The sequence below is a fragment of the Frigoribacterium sp. AC759 genome, assembly GCF_979256015.1.
Window position 1 is genome coordinate 22,363 of the sequence record NZ_CEEDMT010000010.1, and the last position, 15,742, is coordinate 38,104.

The 15,742-nt window shown below is 73.5% G+C and carries 13 protein-coding genes; 6 read left to right on the forward strand and 7 right to left on the reverse strand.

Annotated elements, in window-relative coordinates; translation table 11 throughout:
• Positions 1-6 precede the first annotated feature (6 nt).
• Positions 7-459, reverse strand: coding sequence for a DoxX family protein (locus ACZ6JE_RS09245; protein ID WP_192060495.1), 453 nt, complete (start codon positions 457-459; stop codon positions 7-9).
• Between the two features lie 120 nt (positions 460-579).
• Here ACZ6JE_RS09245 and ACZ6JE_RS09250 point away from each other — a divergent pair, with 120 nt between their 5' ends.
• Together ACZ6JE_RS09250 and ACZ6JE_RS09255 are read left to right on the forward strand one after the other, a co-directional pair.
• Positions 580-1,077 (forward strand): DoxX family protein, encoded by a 498-nt coding sequence (locus tag ACZ6JE_RS09250; RefSeq protein WP_192060496.1) that lies wholly within the window; start codon positions 580-582, stop codon positions 1,075-1,077.
• 340 nt (positions 1,078-1,417) lie between these two features.
• A complete protein-coding gene (locus ACZ6JE_RS09255) occupies positions 1,418-3,541 on the forward strand; it encodes a RecQ family ATP-dependent DNA helicase (RefSeq protein WP_464318768.1) in 2,124 nt (707 codons plus the stop codon).
• Between the two features lie 97 nt (positions 3,542-3,638).
• Here ACZ6JE_RS09255 and ACZ6JE_RS09260 read toward each other — a convergent pair whose 3' ends face one another.
• The 3 genes from ACZ6JE_RS09260 to ACZ6JE_RS09270 all read right to left on the reverse strand — a co-directional run bounded on the left by ACZ6JE_RS09260 (position 3,639) and on the right by ACZ6JE_RS09270 (position 7,875).
• Positions 3,639-5,291: a flavin-containing monooxygenase gene (locus ACZ6JE_RS09260; RefSeq protein WP_464318769.1), complete on the reverse strand. Its 1,653-nt coding sequence runs from the start codon at positions 5,289-5,291 to the stop codon at positions 3,639-3,641.
• Positions 5,288-6,289 carry a zinc-binding dehydrogenase gene (locus ACZ6JE_RS09265; RefSeq protein ID WP_320477271.1) on the reverse strand — a complete coding sequence of 334 codons (1,002 nt, stop codon included), beginning with the start codon at positions 6,287-6,289 and terminating at the stop codon, positions 5,288-5,290. The genes ACZ6JE_RS09260 and ACZ6JE_RS09265 overlap by 4 nt, the downstream gene beginning before the upstream one ends.
• 122 nt (positions 6,290-6,411) lie before the next feature.
• Complete coding sequence (locus ACZ6JE_RS09270; RefSeq protein ID WP_464318770.1) at positions 6,412-7,875, reverse strand: cation:dicarboxylate symporter family transporter; 1,464 nt, start codon at positions 7,873-7,875, stop codon at positions 6,412-6,414.
• Positions 7,876-8,112: 237 nt separating this feature from the next.
• Here ACZ6JE_RS09270 and ACZ6JE_RS09275 point away from each other — a divergent pair, with 237 nt between their 5' ends.
• Positions 8,113-9,777 carry an ATP-binding protein gene (locus tag ACZ6JE_RS09275; protein WP_464318771.1) on the forward strand — a complete coding sequence of 555 codons (1,665 nt, stop codon included), beginning with the start codon at positions 8,113-8,115 and terminating at the stop codon, positions 9,775-9,777.
• The gene (locus ACZ6JE_RS09280) at positions 9,774-10,502 is read left to right on the forward strand and encodes a response regulator (protein ID WP_464318772.1); all 729 of its coding nucleotides are present in this window, start codon (positions 9,774-9,776) and stop codon (positions 10,500-10,502) included. Before ACZ6JE_RS09275 ends, ACZ6JE_RS09280 begins: the two co-directional genes overlap by 4 nt.
• Before the next feature lie 85 nt (positions 10,503-10,587).
• Here ACZ6JE_RS09280 and ACZ6JE_RS09285 read toward each other — a convergent pair whose 3' ends face one another.
• Together ACZ6JE_RS09285 and ACZ6JE_RS09290 are read right to left on the reverse strand one after the other, a co-directional pair.
• Positions 10,588-12,207 (reverse strand): molybdopterin-dependent oxidoreductase, encoded by a 1,620-nt coding sequence (locus tag ACZ6JE_RS09285; RefSeq protein ID WP_320477275.1) that lies wholly within the window; start codon positions 12,205-12,207, stop codon positions 10,588-10,590.
• Between the two features lie 55 nt (positions 12,208-12,262).
• On the reverse strand, positions 12,263-12,556 hold the full coding sequence (locus ACZ6JE_RS09290; protein ID WP_464318773.1) for a hypothetical protein: 294 nt from the start codon (positions 12,554-12,556) through the stop codon (positions 12,263-12,265).
• A 39-nt stretch (positions 12,557-12,595) separates the two neighbouring features.
• Between ACZ6JE_RS09290 and ACZ6JE_RS09295 the strand changes: the two genes are divergently transcribed.
• Positions 12,596-13,723, forward strand: a complete 1,128-nt coding sequence (locus ACZ6JE_RS09295) for an ATP-dependent DNA ligase (protein WP_464318774.1) — start codon at positions 12,596-12,598, stop codon at positions 13,721-13,723.
• Between the two features lie 152 nt (positions 13,724-13,875).
• Here ACZ6JE_RS09295 and ligD read toward each other — a convergent pair whose 3' ends face one another.
• On the reverse strand, positions 13,876-14,892 hold the full coding sequence (ligD, locus tag ACZ6JE_RS09300; RefSeq protein ID WP_464318775.1) for a non-homologous end-joining DNA ligase: 1,017 nt from the start codon (positions 14,890-14,892) through the stop codon (positions 13,876-13,878).
• Positions 14,893-15,110: 218 nt separating this feature from the next.
• Between ligD and ACZ6JE_RS09305 the strand changes: the two genes are divergently transcribed.
• The gene (locus ACZ6JE_RS09305; RefSeq protein ID WP_192060502.1) at positions 15,111-15,476 is read left to right on the forward strand and encodes a hypothetical protein; all 366 of its coding nucleotides are present in this window, start codon (positions 15,111-15,113) and stop codon (positions 15,474-15,476) included.
• Positions 15,477-15,742: the final 266 nt, after the last annotated feature.

The window sequence follows — 15,742 nt, forward strand, 5'->3', positions numbered from 1 at the left end:
GCGCCGCTACTTCGAGCGGGTGAGCTGCGAACGGAGCGCCGCACGGTCGCGCCACGCGCCCGTGGACCAGAGCGCGAGGAGGACGAGGAGGGGCTGGCCGATCAGGCGGACGGCCCGCTTCGTGTCGGTGTCGAGGCCGAACGCGTCGGTGTGCGTCACGAGCTGCGAGATGTTGCCGGGGAAGATCGCGATGAAGAACGCCGCGACGGCCCAGCCGACGGCGACGCGCTTCTTGCCGAGCACGAGCAGCGCCCCGCCGAGCGTGATCTCGACGACGCCCGAGGCGAGCACCACGGCGTCGTCGTCGAAGGGCAGCCACTCGGGCACCTGCGCCTGGAAGTCGTCGCGGGCGAAGGTGAGGTGGCTGACGCCGGCGAGGACGAGGATGCCGCCGAGGGCCAGACGCCCGATGACGCGGGGGACGGACGTGGGGCGCGGGCGCGTGGTTCGACGTGACATCCCGTCAGTCTGCTCCTCCCCCGGTGCATCGTCGACCCGTGTCGCTGCACGTCCGTGCAGGTCGGACCGTGGGCGTCGTGTCTGCGGACCGGTGCCAGGGTCGTCGGGTAGAAGAGGCGGATGAGCCTCGCATCCACACTCCTCCGCACGACGATCGGCGGCCTCTTCGTGGGCCACGGACTCCAGAAGCTGACGGGCGCCTTCGACGGGCCCGGGCTCGAGGGCACCGAGCAGATGATGGCGGGGACGGGCATGCACCCGGCCGCCCGCACCGCACGACTCGTCGCCGTCGCCGAGACCGCCGGCGGCGCCGCGCTGGCCCTCGGCGCCGCGACCCCGCTCGCCGCCGCGACGGTCGTCGCCACCATGGTCACCGCCGTCCGCAAGGTGCACGGGTCGAAGGGCCCGTGGAACACCGAGGGCGGCTTCGAGTACAACGCCGTCCTGATCGCCGCGGCCGCCGCCGTCGCCGCGGGCCCCGGCGGGCCCTCGATCGACCAGGCCTTCGGCAAGAAGACCTGGGGCACCGGCGGCACGCTGTTCGCCCTCGTCGCCGGCACGATCGGCTCGTTCGTGGTCGTCGAGCTCGGCCGCCGCGCCGCGCCGAAGGACGCCTGACCCGCCGCACCCGCACCGCCAGCACCAGCACCAGCACCAGCACCAGCACCAGCACCAGCTGAACCGCTTGTGCAAATCGCGACCGTCCGGGCGCGACACGCCGCTCATCTTCACGTGAGCACGGCGTGTCGCGGCCGACAGGTCGGGTTCGGCACGCAGAAGCGACGCCCGCCGGTCGGGTTCGGCACGCAAAAGCGACGCCCGCAGCTCGCCATCCACCCAGAGCAGCCCGAGAACTCCCGGCCCGGTGATCCCTCCCCAGACGGCCCTGCCGAGGAGGCGCGGTGCAGGCACCCGACGAGGGCCCGGCACTGTCGGTGGCGTCTGACACCATGACGGCATGACTTCGACGAGCACCACGACCGACATCGACGCCGAGGCCCTCGATCTGCTCAGGGCTCTGACGGGTCGCGACGACGCGGTGTTCCACGACGGTCAGCTCGAGGCCATCCGCGCCCTCGTCGCCGACCGGCGCCGCGCTCTCGTCGTGCAACGCACGGGGTGGGGCAAGTCGGCGGTGTACTTCATCGCCACGCTGCTGCTCCGCCGTCGCGGCACCGGGCCGACGCTGCTCGTCTCACCCCTCCTCGCCCTGATGCGCGACCAGGTCGCGGCCGCCGCGCGGGCGGGGGTCAGGGCCGTCGCCTTGAACTCCGCCAATGCGCACGAGTGGTCCGACGTGCAGCAGCAGCTCGTCGACGACGAGATCGACGTGCTGCTCGTCTCGCCCGAGCGCCTCAACAACCCGAGGTTCCGAGACGAGCAGCTGCCCGTGCTGATCGCCCGACTCGGCATGCTCGTCGTCGACGAGGCGCACTGCATCTCCGACTGGGGCCACGACTTCCGGCCCGACTACCGCCGTCTCGCCGAGCTCATCCGCACGCTGCCGAACGGCGTTCCCGTCCTCGCGACCACCGCGACCGCCAACGCCCGGGTCGTCGCCGACGTGGCCGAGCAGCTGGCGGTGGGGCCGGGCGACGACGTGCTGACCATCCGCGGGTCGCTGGCGCGCGCCTCCCTGCGGCTGGGGGTGCTGCAGCTGCCCACCTCGCGCGACCGGCTCGGCTGGCTGCTCAGCCACCTCGCCGACCTTCCGGGCAGCGGCATCATCTACACGCTGACCATCTCGGCCGCCGACGACACCGCGCGGCTGCTGCGCGAGGCCGGCCACGACGTCCGCTCGTACTCGGGGCGCACCGACCCCGAAGAGCGCGAGCAGCTCGAGCAGCGGCTGAAAGACAACGACCTCAAGGCCCTCGTCGCGACCAGCGCCCTCGGCATGGGGTTCGACAAGCCCGACCTCGGTTTCGTCATCCACCTCGGGGCGCCCTCGTCGCCCGTGGCGTACTACCAGCAGATCGGTCGAGCCGGTCGGGCCACCGACAACGCCGACGTCCTTCTGCTGCCCGGCAGCGAAGACGCCGAGATCTGGCAGTACTTCGCCACGGCCTCGATGCCGTCCGAGGCCAGGGCCTCCGCCGTGCTGGCCGAGTTGACCGACACCCCGCTGTCGACCCCCGCGCTGGAGGCACGGGTCGACATCAAACGCACCCCCCTCGAGCTGATGCTGAAGGTGCTCGACGTCGACGGGGCCGTCCGGCGGGTCCAGGGCGGGTGGGTGAGCACCGGGCAGCCCTGGGTGTACGACGCCGAGCGCTACGACCGCATCGCGACCGCCCGCGTGGCCGAGCAGCAGTCGATGCTCGATTACCAGCACGCCACCACCTGCCGCATGCAGATGCTGCAGACCGATCTCGACGACCCCGACGCCAAGCCGTGCGGGCGCTGCGACGTCTGCGCGGGCGCCTGGTACCCGACCGACATCAGCGGCGAGGCCGCCACCTCGGCCACGTCGTCGCTCGACCGGGTCGGTGTCGAGATCGAGCCCCGCGCGCAGTGGCCCACGGGCGCCGACCGCGCCGGTGTGCCCGTCAAGGGCAAGCTCCCCGAGGGCGAGCGCGTCGAGCAGGGCCGGGCCCTCGCGCGGCTGACCGATCTGGGCTGGGGCACGACGCTGCGCGAGGTGTTCGCACCGTCGACCCCCGACGCCCCCCTGTCGAAGAACCTGCTCGATGGCGTCGTGCGCGTGCTGCGCGAATGGCCCTGGGCCGAACGACCCGTCGGCGTGGTGGCCATGCCGTCGGCGTCGCGACCGCTGCTCGTCGGCTCGCTCGCCGAGGCCATCAGCACCGTCGGGCGACTCCCCCTGCTCGGGGCGCTCACCCCCACCCGTCCGTCCGCGGGGCGGGGCCAGGGGGGCAACAGCGTCTACCGACTCGCCGACGTCTGGCAGTCGTTCGAGGTCGGCCCCGAGCTGGCCGCCGCCCTGGCCGGCGTGCAGGGCCCGATGCTGCTCGTCGACGACCTCGTCGACAGCCGCTGGACGCTCACCGTCGCCGGTCGCGAGCTGCGCCGAGCAGGGGCACCCGCCGTGCTGCCCTTCGGACTAGCGATCGTCGGCTGACCACCGGGCCGCCGAGGTCGCCCGCCGACGGCACGAGCGACGGGCGGACTGCGACCACGGGAGACCCCGTCACCGCCGCCGCGTCACCGCCCCCGCATCAGCGCCCGAAGCGCATGCCGTCCCGCGTCAGCGAGCTGAACCGCATGGCCCACACGTCGCGTGGGTAGTTCTGGTGCATCCGCCACGGAGCACGCCCGCCCTGGCGCGGCAGCAGATGCTCACCCCGCGCGACGTACCCGCTCGACAGATCGATCAGCGGCATCGTCCGACCGGTGCGTCGAGGCGCCGTCGGCACCGCCCACCGCAGACCCCGGCGGTCCAGGTGTCGGAGCAACCGCGACAGGTACCGGCCGACCAGGTCGATCTTCAGCGTCCACGACGCGTTCGTGTACCCGATCGCGAACGCGAAGTTCGGCACGTCCGCCAGCATGAACCCCTTGTACGTCAGCTTGGTCGCCGGGTCGACCACCGCCCCGTCCACCGACAGGCGCATGCCGCCGAACAGCAGCAGATTCAGCCCCGTCGCGGTGACGACGACGTCCGCGGGCACGACCCGCGCCTCCTGCCCGTCACGCCCCTCGACCGCCACGCCCTCGGGCACGAACCGCTCGATGCCGTCGGTCACGATCGACGCCGACCCCGACCGCAGCGCACGGAACAGCGCCCCGTCCGGGGTGATGCACAGACGCTGATCCCATGGGTCGTAGCTCGGCTGGAAGTGCCGGTCGACGTCGAAGCCCTCGGGCAGGCGGCGCTCGACGCCCGACCGGAGGAACGCCTTCATCCGCTCCGGCGATCTGCGGCTCGCCTGGTAGCTCAGCAGCGCCATGCCGACGCTCCGCCACCGGACGAGCCGATCGTCGACCAACAGCGGCAGCAGTCGCCGCCAGGGCCGCGGTCGCTTCCGCTCCGACGGCAGCGACAGCACGTACGTCGGCGAGCGCTGCAGCATCGTCACGTGCTCGGCCTGCTCGGCGAGCGCCGGCACAAGGGTGATCGCGGTCGCGCCCGACCCGATCACGACGACCCGTCTGCCGGTGACGTCGAGGTCGGCGGGCCAGTGCTGCGGGTGCACGAGGGTGCCGGCGAAGTCCTGCTGACCGGTGAAGGTCGGCGTGTAGCCCTCGTCGTAGCGGTAGTACCCCGAGCAGGCGACGAGCACGCCGCAGGTCACCGTGAGGCGGCGGGCGCCGACGGACCGGTCGGCGGAACCGGCGGAACCGGCCGAACCGTCCGAACCGTCCGCGGCTCCCCCGGCTCCCCCGGCTCCCCCGGAGGGAGGCGCGGCGACGTCGATCTCGACCGTCCAGCGGGCGTCGGCGGACGACCAGTCGGCGGCCACGACCCGGTGCCCGTAACGCACCCGCTCGCCGACCCCGGTCTCGTCGGCGGTGTCGCGCACGTAGTCGCGGATGGCCGCGCCCGGGGCGATCGAGCGACGGTCGCGCCACGGGCGATCCGCGTAGCCGAGGGTGAACATGTCGCTGTCGGAGCGCACGCCGGGGTAGCGGAACAGATCCCAGGTGCCGCCCATCGCCTGGCGGGCCTCGACCACGGCGAGGGTGCGTCGCGGGAAGTCGCGCAGCAGGCGCGCGGCCATGCCCACGCCCGACAGCCCAGCGCCGACCACGAGCACGTCGACGTGCCCGGGCAGCGGCTCACCCGACGACCGTCTATCGCGTGACCGCTCCCCGTGCAGCGGCTCACCCGACGACACGCCCGCCGAGGAGGCGCGGTTCGAGCCGGTCACGGGACCAGCACGATCCGGATCGGGTCACCCTCTTTGCGCTCCAGCATCTCGACCGCGCGGGCCGCCTCGGCGAGGGGGACGGTGGCGCTGACGGACCGCGAGAAGTCGAGGCGGCCCTGCCCGGCCAGGGCGACGAGCGTCGTGACGTCGGCGGGCTCCGACCCGTAGTGGCCGAGCACCTGCTGCTGCAGGTAGCTGAACTTGGTGCCGTCGGCGATCGTGATGGGCTTGTCGGTCAGACCCACGAGGGTGAGTCGGCCGCGGTAGCCGAGGCAGGCGATGGCCTGCTCGCGGACGGCCGGCACCCCGGCGAAGTCGAAGGCTCGTGCGAGACCGGCGCCGCGCGTGGCCTGCCCGAGCTGCTGCGCGAAGTCGGGGGCGGCGGGGTCGAGGGCGAGGTCGGCGCCGAAGGCCAGGGCCCGCTCCCGCGCCTGCGGCAGCGGGTCGACGGCGATGATCGGGGCGGCTCCGATGAGGGCGAGCAGCTGCACGGCGTGGGCGCCGAGTCCGCCGACGCCCCAGACTCCGACGGCGGTACCGGGCTTCGTGTCGGCCGTGGTGGTGAGCGCGGCCCACGGGGTCGAGACGGCGTCGGGGATGAAGCAGGCCTGCTCGAACGGGAGCCCGTCGGGGATGGGGACGACCGTGTCGGCCCGGGCGACCGCGTACTCGGCCCAGCCGCCGTCGTAGTCGACGCCGCGGGTGAGGACCCGTCCGTCGTCCTCCTGGCCGGCCTGCAGCAGGACGCGATCGCCGACCGCGAGGTGCGCGACCCCGTCGCCGACCTGGTCGATCGTCCCGGCGACCTCGTGACCGAGGGTGACGGTGTCGCCCGGCAGGTGGAGCGGTGTCAGCGACCCCTGGATGAGGTGGACGTCCGACAGGCAGACGCCGGCGGCGGCGACGGCGATGCGGACCTCTCCGGGGCCGGCGTCGGGGGTGGGCACCTCGACGACCTCGAACTGGCGGGTGGTGACGGTCAGGCGTCCGGCGAGCATGGTTCTTCCGATCTGGGGGCGGCACGCTCTCGGTCGTCGGTGACCGCGGGCTCGCACCGCGCCTCCTCGGCGACGGTACGCCCGCTCCCGTGGCCGTGCCCCACGCACGGCCACGGGAGGTCTCAGCGTCGGGTGCCGGTCTCCGCGTCGGCCGCGACCGCGGCGGCTGAGGGCGCCTCACCCGCGGCGGCGGCGTCGTCGACCGCGCCGTCGGACGAGCCGTGCCCGTCGGCGTTCATCGTCGCCTCGTCGAAGGGCGCCCGACCGGACAGCACCGTCTCGACGCGCTCGGCGTCGATCTGCTTCGTCCAGGTGCCGACGAGCACGGTCGCGACCGCGTTGCCGGTGAAGTTCGTCAGCGCGCGGGCCTCCGACATGAACCGGTCGATGCCGACGATCACGCCGACGCCGTCGACCAGGTCGGGACGATGAGCCTGCAGCCCGCCCGCGAGCGTGGCGATGCCGGCGCCGGTGACCCCGGCGGCGCCCTTCGAGGCGATCATCATGAACAGCAGCAGCGAGATCTGCTCGCCGACGCTGAGGGGCGTGCCCATGGCGTTGGCGATGAACAGCGACGCCATCGTCAGGTAGATGGCCGTGCCATCGAGGTTGAACGAGTACCCGGTGGGCACCGTGATGCCGACGACCGGCTTCGAGACGCCCAGGTGCTCCATCTTGGCGATGAGACGGGGCAGGGCGACCTCGCTCGACGAGGTCGAGACGATCAGCAGGTACTCGCGACCGAGGTACCTCATCAGCCGGAAGATGTTGACCCCGGTGACGAGCTTGAGGATCGAGCCGAGCACCACCGCGACGAACACGATGCAGGTGATGTAGAACGCGATCATCAGGGTGCCGAGCGCGATGATCGCGGCGACGCCGGTCTCGCCGACGACCGCGGCGATGGCCCCGAAGGCGCCGATCGGCGCGACCCACATGATCATCGCGAGGATGCGGAAGACCAGCACCTGCAGGTTGCGGACGCCCTCGAGGATGGAGGCGCCACGGGTGCCCATGCGCTGCAGTGCGAACCCGACGAGCAGGGCCACGAAGAGCGTCTGGAGGATCGAGCCCGACGTCAGCGACGACACCAGGGTCTCGGGGATGATGCCGAGCAGGAACCCCGCGGTGCCGCCGGCCTCCTCCGACGCGGGGGCCTCGTAGCCGGTCGAGCCGACCATCAGACCCTCGCCCGGGTGCACGAGGTTGCCGACCACGAGGCCGATCCCGAGCGCGAAGGTCGACATCGCGATGAAGTAGCCGAGCGCCAGACCGCCGACCTTGCCCACCGTCGCCGCCTTCGCGATCGACCCGACGCCGAGCACGATGGTGCAGAAGATGACGGGGGCGATCATCATCGAGATGAGCGAGACGAACGCCGTGCCGATGGGCTTCAGCTGCACGGCCACCTCGGGCGCGGTGAGACCGACGAGGATGCCGGCCGCGACCGCGACGATGACGGCGATGTACAGCCAGTGCGAGCGGTCGATGCGACGGCGCGTCCGCCCGCCGCCCGCCGTGGGTGTCGACGGTGTCGTGCTGCCACCGGGGGCGAGCGCGCCGGCGCCCTTGTGCGTCCTAGCCATGGGGACTTCCTCGTTCTCATGTCCGATCGACGTCGTCGTCGACGGTCTGCGGAGTGCGTTCGGGCGAGCCTGACGTGCGGTCCGGCCCCGGTCGAGGTTCTGGTCATACTGGTCACGCCGGCTCGCGCGGGCCCGCGGCGCACGACCCGGTGCAGCGCGACCCGGTGCAGCGCGACCGGTGCAGCGCGACCCCCGCCGCACGACCCCGCGCCGCCCGACTCGACGAGGAGCCACCCGATGACCCGACCCCACCCCCGGTGGAGCATCGCCGCGCGCCTGTTCGCCCTGCAGGTCGTCGTCATCGTGCTGATCGCCGCCCTCGCGACCGTGTGGACGATCCGCTCGGCGCGCACCGACGCCGACTCCTCCGCCGCCCGCGCCTGCCTCGCGCTCGCCACCGGGATCGCCGACAACCCCTTCGTGCTCGACGCGCTGACGACGACCGATCCGAGTGCGCGCCTCCAGCCCTACGCCCTCGACCTCATGCGCGACACGTCGACCGACTTCGTCACGATCATGAGCCCCGACCGCACCCGTCTCACGCACCCCGACGCCGCCGAGATCGGTCGGCCGTTCGTCGGCACGATCGAGCCCGCGCTCGCCGGGCGCTCGTTCACCGAGACCTACACGGGCACGCTCGGCCCGTCGGTGCGGGCCGTCGTCCCCGTGCTCGGCGCCGACGGCGAGGTCGTCGCCCTCGTCGCGGCCGGGGTCACCGTGTCGGCGATCGCCGACACCCTCGAGCAGCGACTGACGCTGGTGCTCGCGGCCGCCCTCGCGACCGTGCTGATCGGCGCCCTCGCCTCGTGGCTGCTCAGCCGCTACCTCCGTCGAGTGACGAGGGGCCGCGGCCCGGAGGAGCTCGGCCGCCTCTTCGACTACTACGAGGGCGTCCTCCACTCCGTGCGCGAGGGCCTGCTGCTCGTCGACGGACGCGGTCGCCTCACCCTCTGCAACGATCAGGCGGCCGAGCTGCTAGGTCTGCCGCCGGGCGGGGTCGACCGGCCGGTGCCCCTCGAGAGCCTCGACCTCCCCGACTCCCTCGCGCGCCTCCTCGTCGAGGGGCGCGTCGCCGTCGACGAGGTGCACGTGACCGACGAGCGCGTCCTCGTCGTCAACCAGCAGCACACCGGGACTCCGAGCCGAGGAGGCGCGGGTCGCGTCGTCCCGGCACGCACCCTCGGCACGGTGACCACGCTGCGCGACCGCACCGAGCTGACCGACCTCGCCGACGAGGTCGAGACGATGCGGACGCTCGCCGACGCCCTGCGCTCGCAGACGCACGAGTTCTCGAACCGGCTGCACACGATCGTCTCGCTGATCGAGCTCGGTCGCGGCGACGAGGCCCTGCGGTTCGCGGCCACCGGGCTCGACGTCGACCAGCGACTCGCCGACAGCCTCGTCTCGTCCGTCGCCGAACCGGCGCTCGCGGCGCTGCTGCTCGGCAAGTCCGCCCAGGCGCGCGAGCGCGGCGTCGACCTCGTGATCGACGTCGATCCCGCCCTCGGCACCGTCGACGTCGAGCCGCGCGACCTCGTGACGGTGCTCGGCAACCTGCTCGACAACGCCCTCGACGCCGCCGCCGGCACCGTGCGGATCACGGCGCGGCGGGAGCAGAGCGAGGGCGGCGAGCTCGGCGGCGCCGTCGTCTTCACGGTCGCCGACGACGGGCCGGGGCTCGGCGACGTCGAGCAGGCGTTCCACCGCGGCTTCAGCACGAAGGAGCCCGGCAGCACCGGTCGGGGCGTCGGGCTCGCGCTCGTGCGGCAGGCGGTCTCCCGCGCCGGCGGCGGCATCACGGTGACCACGGGCACCGACGGGACCGCCTTCTCGGTGCGGTTCTCGGACGCCGCGACCGCCGACGCGGCCGCGACGCCTGACGGCGGGGGTGGGCGAGGGTGACCCGCGCCTCCTCGGGGCCCGGGCCCGAAGCACCCGTCGCGGACGTCCGGGTGCTCGTCGTCGAGGACGAGCCGCTGACCGCCGAGGCGCACGTCGCCTACGTCGGCCGCGTCGACGGCTTCGTCGTGGCGGCCACGGCCCACGACGGGCGAGAGGCCCTCGATCGGCTCCGCGACGACCCCTCGATCGACCTCGTGCTGCTCGACATGAACCTGCCCGACACGCACGGCATCGCCCTCTGCCGGGCCCTGCGCGCTGCGGGGTCCACCGTCGACGTGATCGCGGTCACGGCCGTGCGCGACGTCCAGGTCGTCCGCGCCGCCGTCTCGCTCGGCATCGTGCAGTACCTGATCAAGCCGTTCACCTTCGCGACGTTCGCCGAGCGCCTCGAGGGGTACCGCACGTTCCGGTCGTCGCTGACGCCCGACGGCGGACTCGTGACCCAGGGCGACGTCGACGCGGGGCTCGCGACCCTCCGCACGACGACGGCGCCCGCGCTCGGCAAGGGCCTCTCGCCCACCACGCTCGACCGGGTCGTCGCGGTGCTGCGCGGCGGACCCGACCCGTGGACCGCGGAGGCGCTGGCCGGGTCGACGGGGGTCTCGCGCGTCACGGCGCGCCGCTACCTCGAGCACCTCGAGACCGCCGGCCTCGTGCGCCGCGACCAGCGCTACGGCTCGCCCGGGCGGCCCGAGAGCACGTACCGGTGGCTGGGGCGCCGGTGACCAGCAGGCGGGAGTGACGCGCGGCCGCGAGTGACGCCCCGGCGCGAGTGACGGGCGCCCCGGCCCGAGTGACGTCCCGGCGCGGTCAGCGCACGGTGATCGTGTGCTCGTCCCAGCCCTCGGCGCCGTTCGGGGCCGGGGGCAGCGGCGTCTCCGACTGCGTGACGCCGTCGGCACCCGTGGCCCGCACCTGCACGGTGTGGTCGCCCGGCGTGGCGTCCCAGCGGTGGACCCACTGCACCCAGGTGTCGGCCGAGACCGACTCGGCGAGCTCGGCGGCGACCCAGGCCCCGCCGTCGATCCGCACCTCGACGCCCGAGACCCCCGTGTGCGGATGCCAGGCCACCCCGGCGATCGGCACCCGGCCTGCGTCGACCGACGCGCCCGCCTTCGGCGTATCGATGCGCGACTCCAGCTTGACCGGCCCGAGGGCGTCCCAGCCGCGCGGCGTCCAGTAGCCCTCGGTGTCGGCGAACCGGGTGACCTCGAGGTCGACGACCCACTTCGTCGCCGAGACGTAGCCGAACAGCCCGGGCACGACCATCCGCACCGGGAACCCGTGCTGCTGAGGCAAGGGCTCGCCGTTCATCCCCACGGCCAGGATCGCGTCGGTCCCGTCGTCGACCAGCACGGACAGCGGCGTGCCCGCGGTGAACCCGTCGCTGCTGGTCGAGAGCACCATGTCGGCGCCGCTCTGCGGACCGGCCCGCTCGAGCAGGGCGCGGATCGGGTAGCCGAGCCAGAGCGCCGTGCCGATCAGGTCGCCGCCGACCTCATTCGACACGCAGCTGAGGGTCGCGTAGTGCTCTTCGAGGGGCAGGGCGAGCAGCTCGTCGAACGAGATCTCGATCTCGCGGTCGACGAGACCGTGGATCCGCAGACTCCACTCGGCCGGGTCGATCGAGGGCACCTGCAGGGCGGTGTCGATGCGGTAGAAGTCGGCGTTCGGGGTGACGTACGGCGTGATGCCCTCGACGTCGAGGGAGGCGCCGGCCGGCACCGCGGGAGCGGCCTGCGCCGGCGCGGGCAGGGTCAGGGCGTCGCGGAGCGCCCCGACGTTCGCCCGGGTCGCGTTCACCAGACGGGCGCCGGTGCCGACGACGACGGACGCCGCACCCACGGCGATCGCCATCACCAGGAACCCGCGGCGCTCGAGCCCGGGGCCGCGCAGCGGCGGTTCGGGCACGGTCGCGGCGGCCCAGCCCGGCTCGGTCGAGGCCTCCCAGCGGTGCAGGCGCGTCATCAGCGCGGTGAGGACGACCAGCGACACGACGGTGCCGACGGCCGTCGGGGCGCCGTCGAGCGAGGTGCTGTCCGCCCGGGTCAGCACGGCGACGAGCGCGACGACCCCGCCGATGCCGAAGACGATCTTGCCGCCGGGCGGACGGCGATGCTCGAGCACGCCGGCCCCCGCGGTGATCGCGACGAGCAGCACGCCCATCAGCACGAAGAGGGCCACCTTGTCGCCGGTGCCGAACAGCGACACCATCAGGTTCTTGACGGCCGCGGGGGCCAGGTCGATCGCGGCCGAGCCCACGCCGAACAGCGGGCTGCCGCCGGCGCCGGTGACCCACGCCACGGCCTCGGCCGACGCGAGGAACGCCGCCACCGACACGACGCCGGCCAGAGCGGCCCAGGCCGAGGAGGCGCGGGTCGTCATCCCGACGCCGGCGGGACGGGGCGGGGACTCCAGACGCACGGACATGCTGCCAGGCTAGGCCGCGCCTCCGGGGAGTCGCCTCCGCGCAGCCGCGCCACGGTCAGTCGTCGTCGCCGACGAGGCTCTCCATCAGCTCGACGATCAGCGCGACGGCCGACTCCGAGCCGGGCGGGTCGCCGGCGTCGGCCTCGGCGTCGGGGGCGTCGACGACCAGCAGCGGGATGCCGGGGCCGAGCACCAGCTGGGCGATCTCGGAGCGCCCCTCGATGCGGCAGGCGACCGGTACGCGGAGCGTGCGGTCGTCGTCGGCGAACTCCATCGAGGCGGCGAGCAACGTCTCGGCGAGCTCGTCGGTGACGGTCAGGCGGGCGCCGGCGTAGTGCAGGGTCTTCATCCCCTCACCTTAGGTGCGCGACCGGAGCACACTCGGGTGATGATCCCCGACGCCGCTCATCCCGTCGTTCCGATGCTCGCGAAGGCCGTCGCCGAGGTGCCCGAGCCCGACTCGGTGCCGGGTGGGTTGTCGTACGAGCCGAAGTGGGACGGCTTCCGCGGCATCGTCTATGCCCGATACCCCGACGCGGACCAGCCCGGCGGTGCGACCGACGCCGTCGCCCCGCGCGGCGGTACCGACCGCCCCGCCCTCGAGATCGAGATCGGCAGCCGCGGCTCGAAGACGCTGACCCGGTACTTCCCCGAGCTGGTCGCGTCGCTCGCCGAGCTGCTGCCCGGTCCGTGCGTGCTCGACGGCGAGATCGTCGTCCGCACCGGCGAGCCGGGTCACGAGCGGCTCGACTGGGAGGCGCTCGGTGCGCGGATCCACCCCGCGGAGTCCCGGGTCGCCACCCTGTCGGTCGAGACCCCCGCCCTCTTCATGGCCTTCGACCTGCTGGCCCTCGGTGACCGCGAGCTCGTCGACGCGCCGTTCGGCGAACGTCGCGCCCTGCTGGTCGAGACCGTCGGCGGCGGGACCGGCACCGGGCCGCTGCACGTCAGCCGCACCACCGACGACGTCGATCTCGCCCGCCGCTGGCTCGCCGAGTTCGAGGGCGCCGGGCTCGACGGGGTCGTCGCGAAGCCCCTCGACGCCCCGTACTCCCCCGGCAAGCGCACCATGCTCAAGATCAAGCACCACCGCACGGCCGACGTCGTCGTGCTCGGCTACCGGGTGCACAAGAGCGGAGCCGGGGTCGGGTCGCTGCTGCTCGGCCTGTACGACGCCGACGGCGAGCTGAGGAACGTAGGAGGCGCGTCGGCGTTCTCCGACGCCCGTCGCCTCGAGCTCGTGGCCGAGCTGGAACCCCTCGTGGCCCGCGACGCCGACGGCGGTGTGTCGCACGCCGAGACGGAACGGAGCCGGTTCTCGTCGGGCAAGGACGTCTCGTACGTGCCGCTCCGGCCCGAGCGGGTCGTCGAGGTCCGCTACGACCAGATGGAGGGGTCGCGGTTCCGCCACACGGTGCAGTTCGCCCGCTGGCGGCCCGATCGCGACGCCCGCTCGTGCGGCTTCGACCAGCTGGAGGTGCCGGCCGCGTACGACCTCGGCGACGTGCTCGGGTAGGCGCGCCGCGCCTCCCCGGGGGGGCCGGGACTCCTCGGCTCCGCGCGCCTCCTCTGTTGCCGAACCGCGCCTCCTCGGCTCCGCGCGCCTCCTCGGGAGGCGACCCGGGCCTCCTGGGCTCCGCGCGCCTCCTCGGCCCGGTAGCGGGCGGGTCAGTCGGTTGCGGGCGTGCGGGCGCGACTGGGCTGCACGCGGGGCGGCTCGCCCGGCATCTTCGGGAAGTCGGGCGGGAACGGCAGCTCACCGAGACCGTCGGCGACGTCGCGCTCCCACCAGCCGAGCAGGGTGTCGATGCGGCCCGGGCTGTCGTGCATGCCCGCCCACGGGTCGCCCAGCCGCTGCAGCCGGTCGGGCACCGTCAGCACGGTGTGCTCGGCCGGGTCGACGGTCGGCAGATCGTCCCAGCCGACGGGCAGCGAGACGGAGGCGCGGGGCAGCGCCCGAGGCGACCAGGCCCCCGCCATGGTCCGGTCGCGATTGGCCTGGTTGTAGTCGACGAAGATGCGCTCGCCGCGCTGCTCCTTCCACCAGGCGGTGGTGATGCGGTCGGGGGCGCGACGCTCGAGCTCGCGGGCGGCGGCGATCACCGCGTGCCGCACCACGAGGAACTCGTGCTCGGGTTCGATCGGTGCGAAGACGTGCAGCCCGCGGTTGCCGCTCGTCTTGACGAAGGCGGTCAGTCCCGCCTCGGCGAGCACCTCGCGGAGGTCGAGAGCGGCGCGGACGGCGTCGTCGAACCCCGTGCCCGGCTGCGGGTCGAGGTCGATGCGCAGCTGGTCGGGCAGATCGGGCTGCTCGGCGCGCGACGCCCACGGGTGGAAGACGAGGGTGTTCATCTGCGCGGCCCAGACGGCGGCGGCGGGTTCGTCGATCACGAGCTGCGGGTGGACGCGCCCGCTCGGATACGTGACGTCGACGGCGCGGACGTAGTCGGGGGTGCCGCGCGGCGGGTTCTTCGAGAAGTACTGGTCGCCGTCGACGTCGCCGCCGAAGCGCTGCAGCGAGATCGGTCGGTCGCCGTTCGCCTCGACGAACGGCGCACCCACCTCGACGAGATAGCGGGCGAGGTCGAGCTTCGTGACGCCGAGGTCGGGCCAGAGCACCCGGGAGGGGCTGCTGACCCGGACGTCGCGGTCGCCCACCCGCAGGGTCGTCGATTCGGAGGCCATGCGCGCGACGCTAGTCCGCCGGGCGAGGTGCGGCCCGACGGGCGAGGTGCGGCCCGACGGGCCGGGTGCGCTGCGATGAACCGCGTTCGCGAAGATGAACCGCGATCTATCGCGGTTCATCTTCGCGAATGCGGTTCATGGGGAGGAGTGGCCCGCTTCGCGGACGCAGTTCATGGAGCGGAGGTGGCGGTGGGGAACGCCCGCGCTAGATTGTGCGCATGAGCAGCTCTCGCGAGTCCAAGGGTCCTCGGGTCGAGCGGGGAGATGCGGAGCTGACCCGCGCCTCCTTGGTGCTCGGTCTTCCTCCGACGATGGTCCCCGCGCTGGTGCGTCGGGCGGTGCAGACGAGCCCGTCGTTCACCGTGACCAGCGTCGACGACGACGGGGCCGTGCTGTCTCGCCGGTCGGCGACGGCGACGGGTGACGTGGCGTTCCGACTGACGTTCACGGCGGTCGACGGCGGGACGCGCGTCGATGGCGAGCTGCGGCCCCCGACGGGGACGATCGGCGCCTCGGTCAAGCGTCGCGACGACGATGCGACCGCCCTCTTCGAGGCCCTGGCTGCCGCCGCCGGCCCCTTCTGAGCGAGCCTCCGGCCCGCCCCGGCTCGAGTGGTCGGAAACCGCCCTTCCGCGCGCCACGAAGGACATCTTCTGACCACTGACGCACCCCGGCGACGCGTTCGCCTACGCACTCCGCCCGGCTGACGCCCACCCCCGAGCCAGGGTGGTCAGAAACCGCCCTTCCGCGCGCCACGAGAGACATCTTCTGACCACCGATGCACCCGGCGACGCGTACGCCCGCACTCCGCCCGGCTGACGCCCGCCCCCGAGCTCGAGTGGTCAGAAAA

Bases quoted from the DNA above. Each gene is read 5' to 3' on its own strand.
- ACZ6JE_RS09245 (WP_192060495.1), bottom strand. From the start codon at position 459: ATGTCACGTCGAACCACGCGCCCGCGCCCCACGTCCGTCCCCCGCGTC.
- ACZ6JE_RS09250 (WP_192060496.1), top strand. From the start codon at position 580: ATGAGCCTCGCATCCACACTCCTCCGCACGACGATCGGCGGCCTCTTC.
- ACZ6JE_RS09255 (WP_464318768.1), top strand. From the start codon at position 1,418: ATGACTTCGACGAGCACCACGACCGACATCGACGCCGAGGCCCTCGAT.
- ACZ6JE_RS09265 (WP_320477271.1), bottom strand. From the start codon at position 6,289: ATGCTCGCCGGACGCCTGACCGTCACCACCCGCCAGTTCGAGGTCGTC.
- ACZ6JE_RS09270 (WP_464318770.1), bottom strand. From the start codon at position 7,875: ATGGCTAGGACGCACAAGGGCGCCGGCGCGCTCGCCCCCGGTGGCAGC.
- ACZ6JE_RS09275 (WP_464318771.1), top strand. From the start codon at position 8,113: ATGACCCGACCCCACCCCCGGTGGAGCATCGCCGCGCGCCTGTTCGCC.
- ACZ6JE_RS09285 (WP_320477275.1), bottom strand. From the start codon at position 12,207: ATGTCCGTGCGTCTGGAGTCCCCGCCCCGTCCCGCCGGCGTCGGGATG.
- ACZ6JE_RS09290 (WP_464318773.1), bottom strand. From the start codon at position 12,556: ATGAAGACCCTGCACTACGCCGGCGCCCGCCTGACCGTCACCGACGAG.
- ACZ6JE_RS09295 (WP_464318774.1), top strand. From the start codon at position 12,596: ATGATCCCCGACGCCGCTCATCCCGTCGTTCCGATGCTCGCGAAGGCC.
- ligD (WP_464318775.1), bottom strand. From the start codon at position 14,892: ATGGCCTCCGAATCGACGACCCTGCGGGTGGGCGACCGCGACGTCCGG.
- ACZ6JE_RS09305 (WP_192060502.1), top strand. From the start codon at position 15,111: ATGAGCAGCTCTCGCGAGTCCAAGGGTCCTCGGGTCGAGCGGGGAGAT.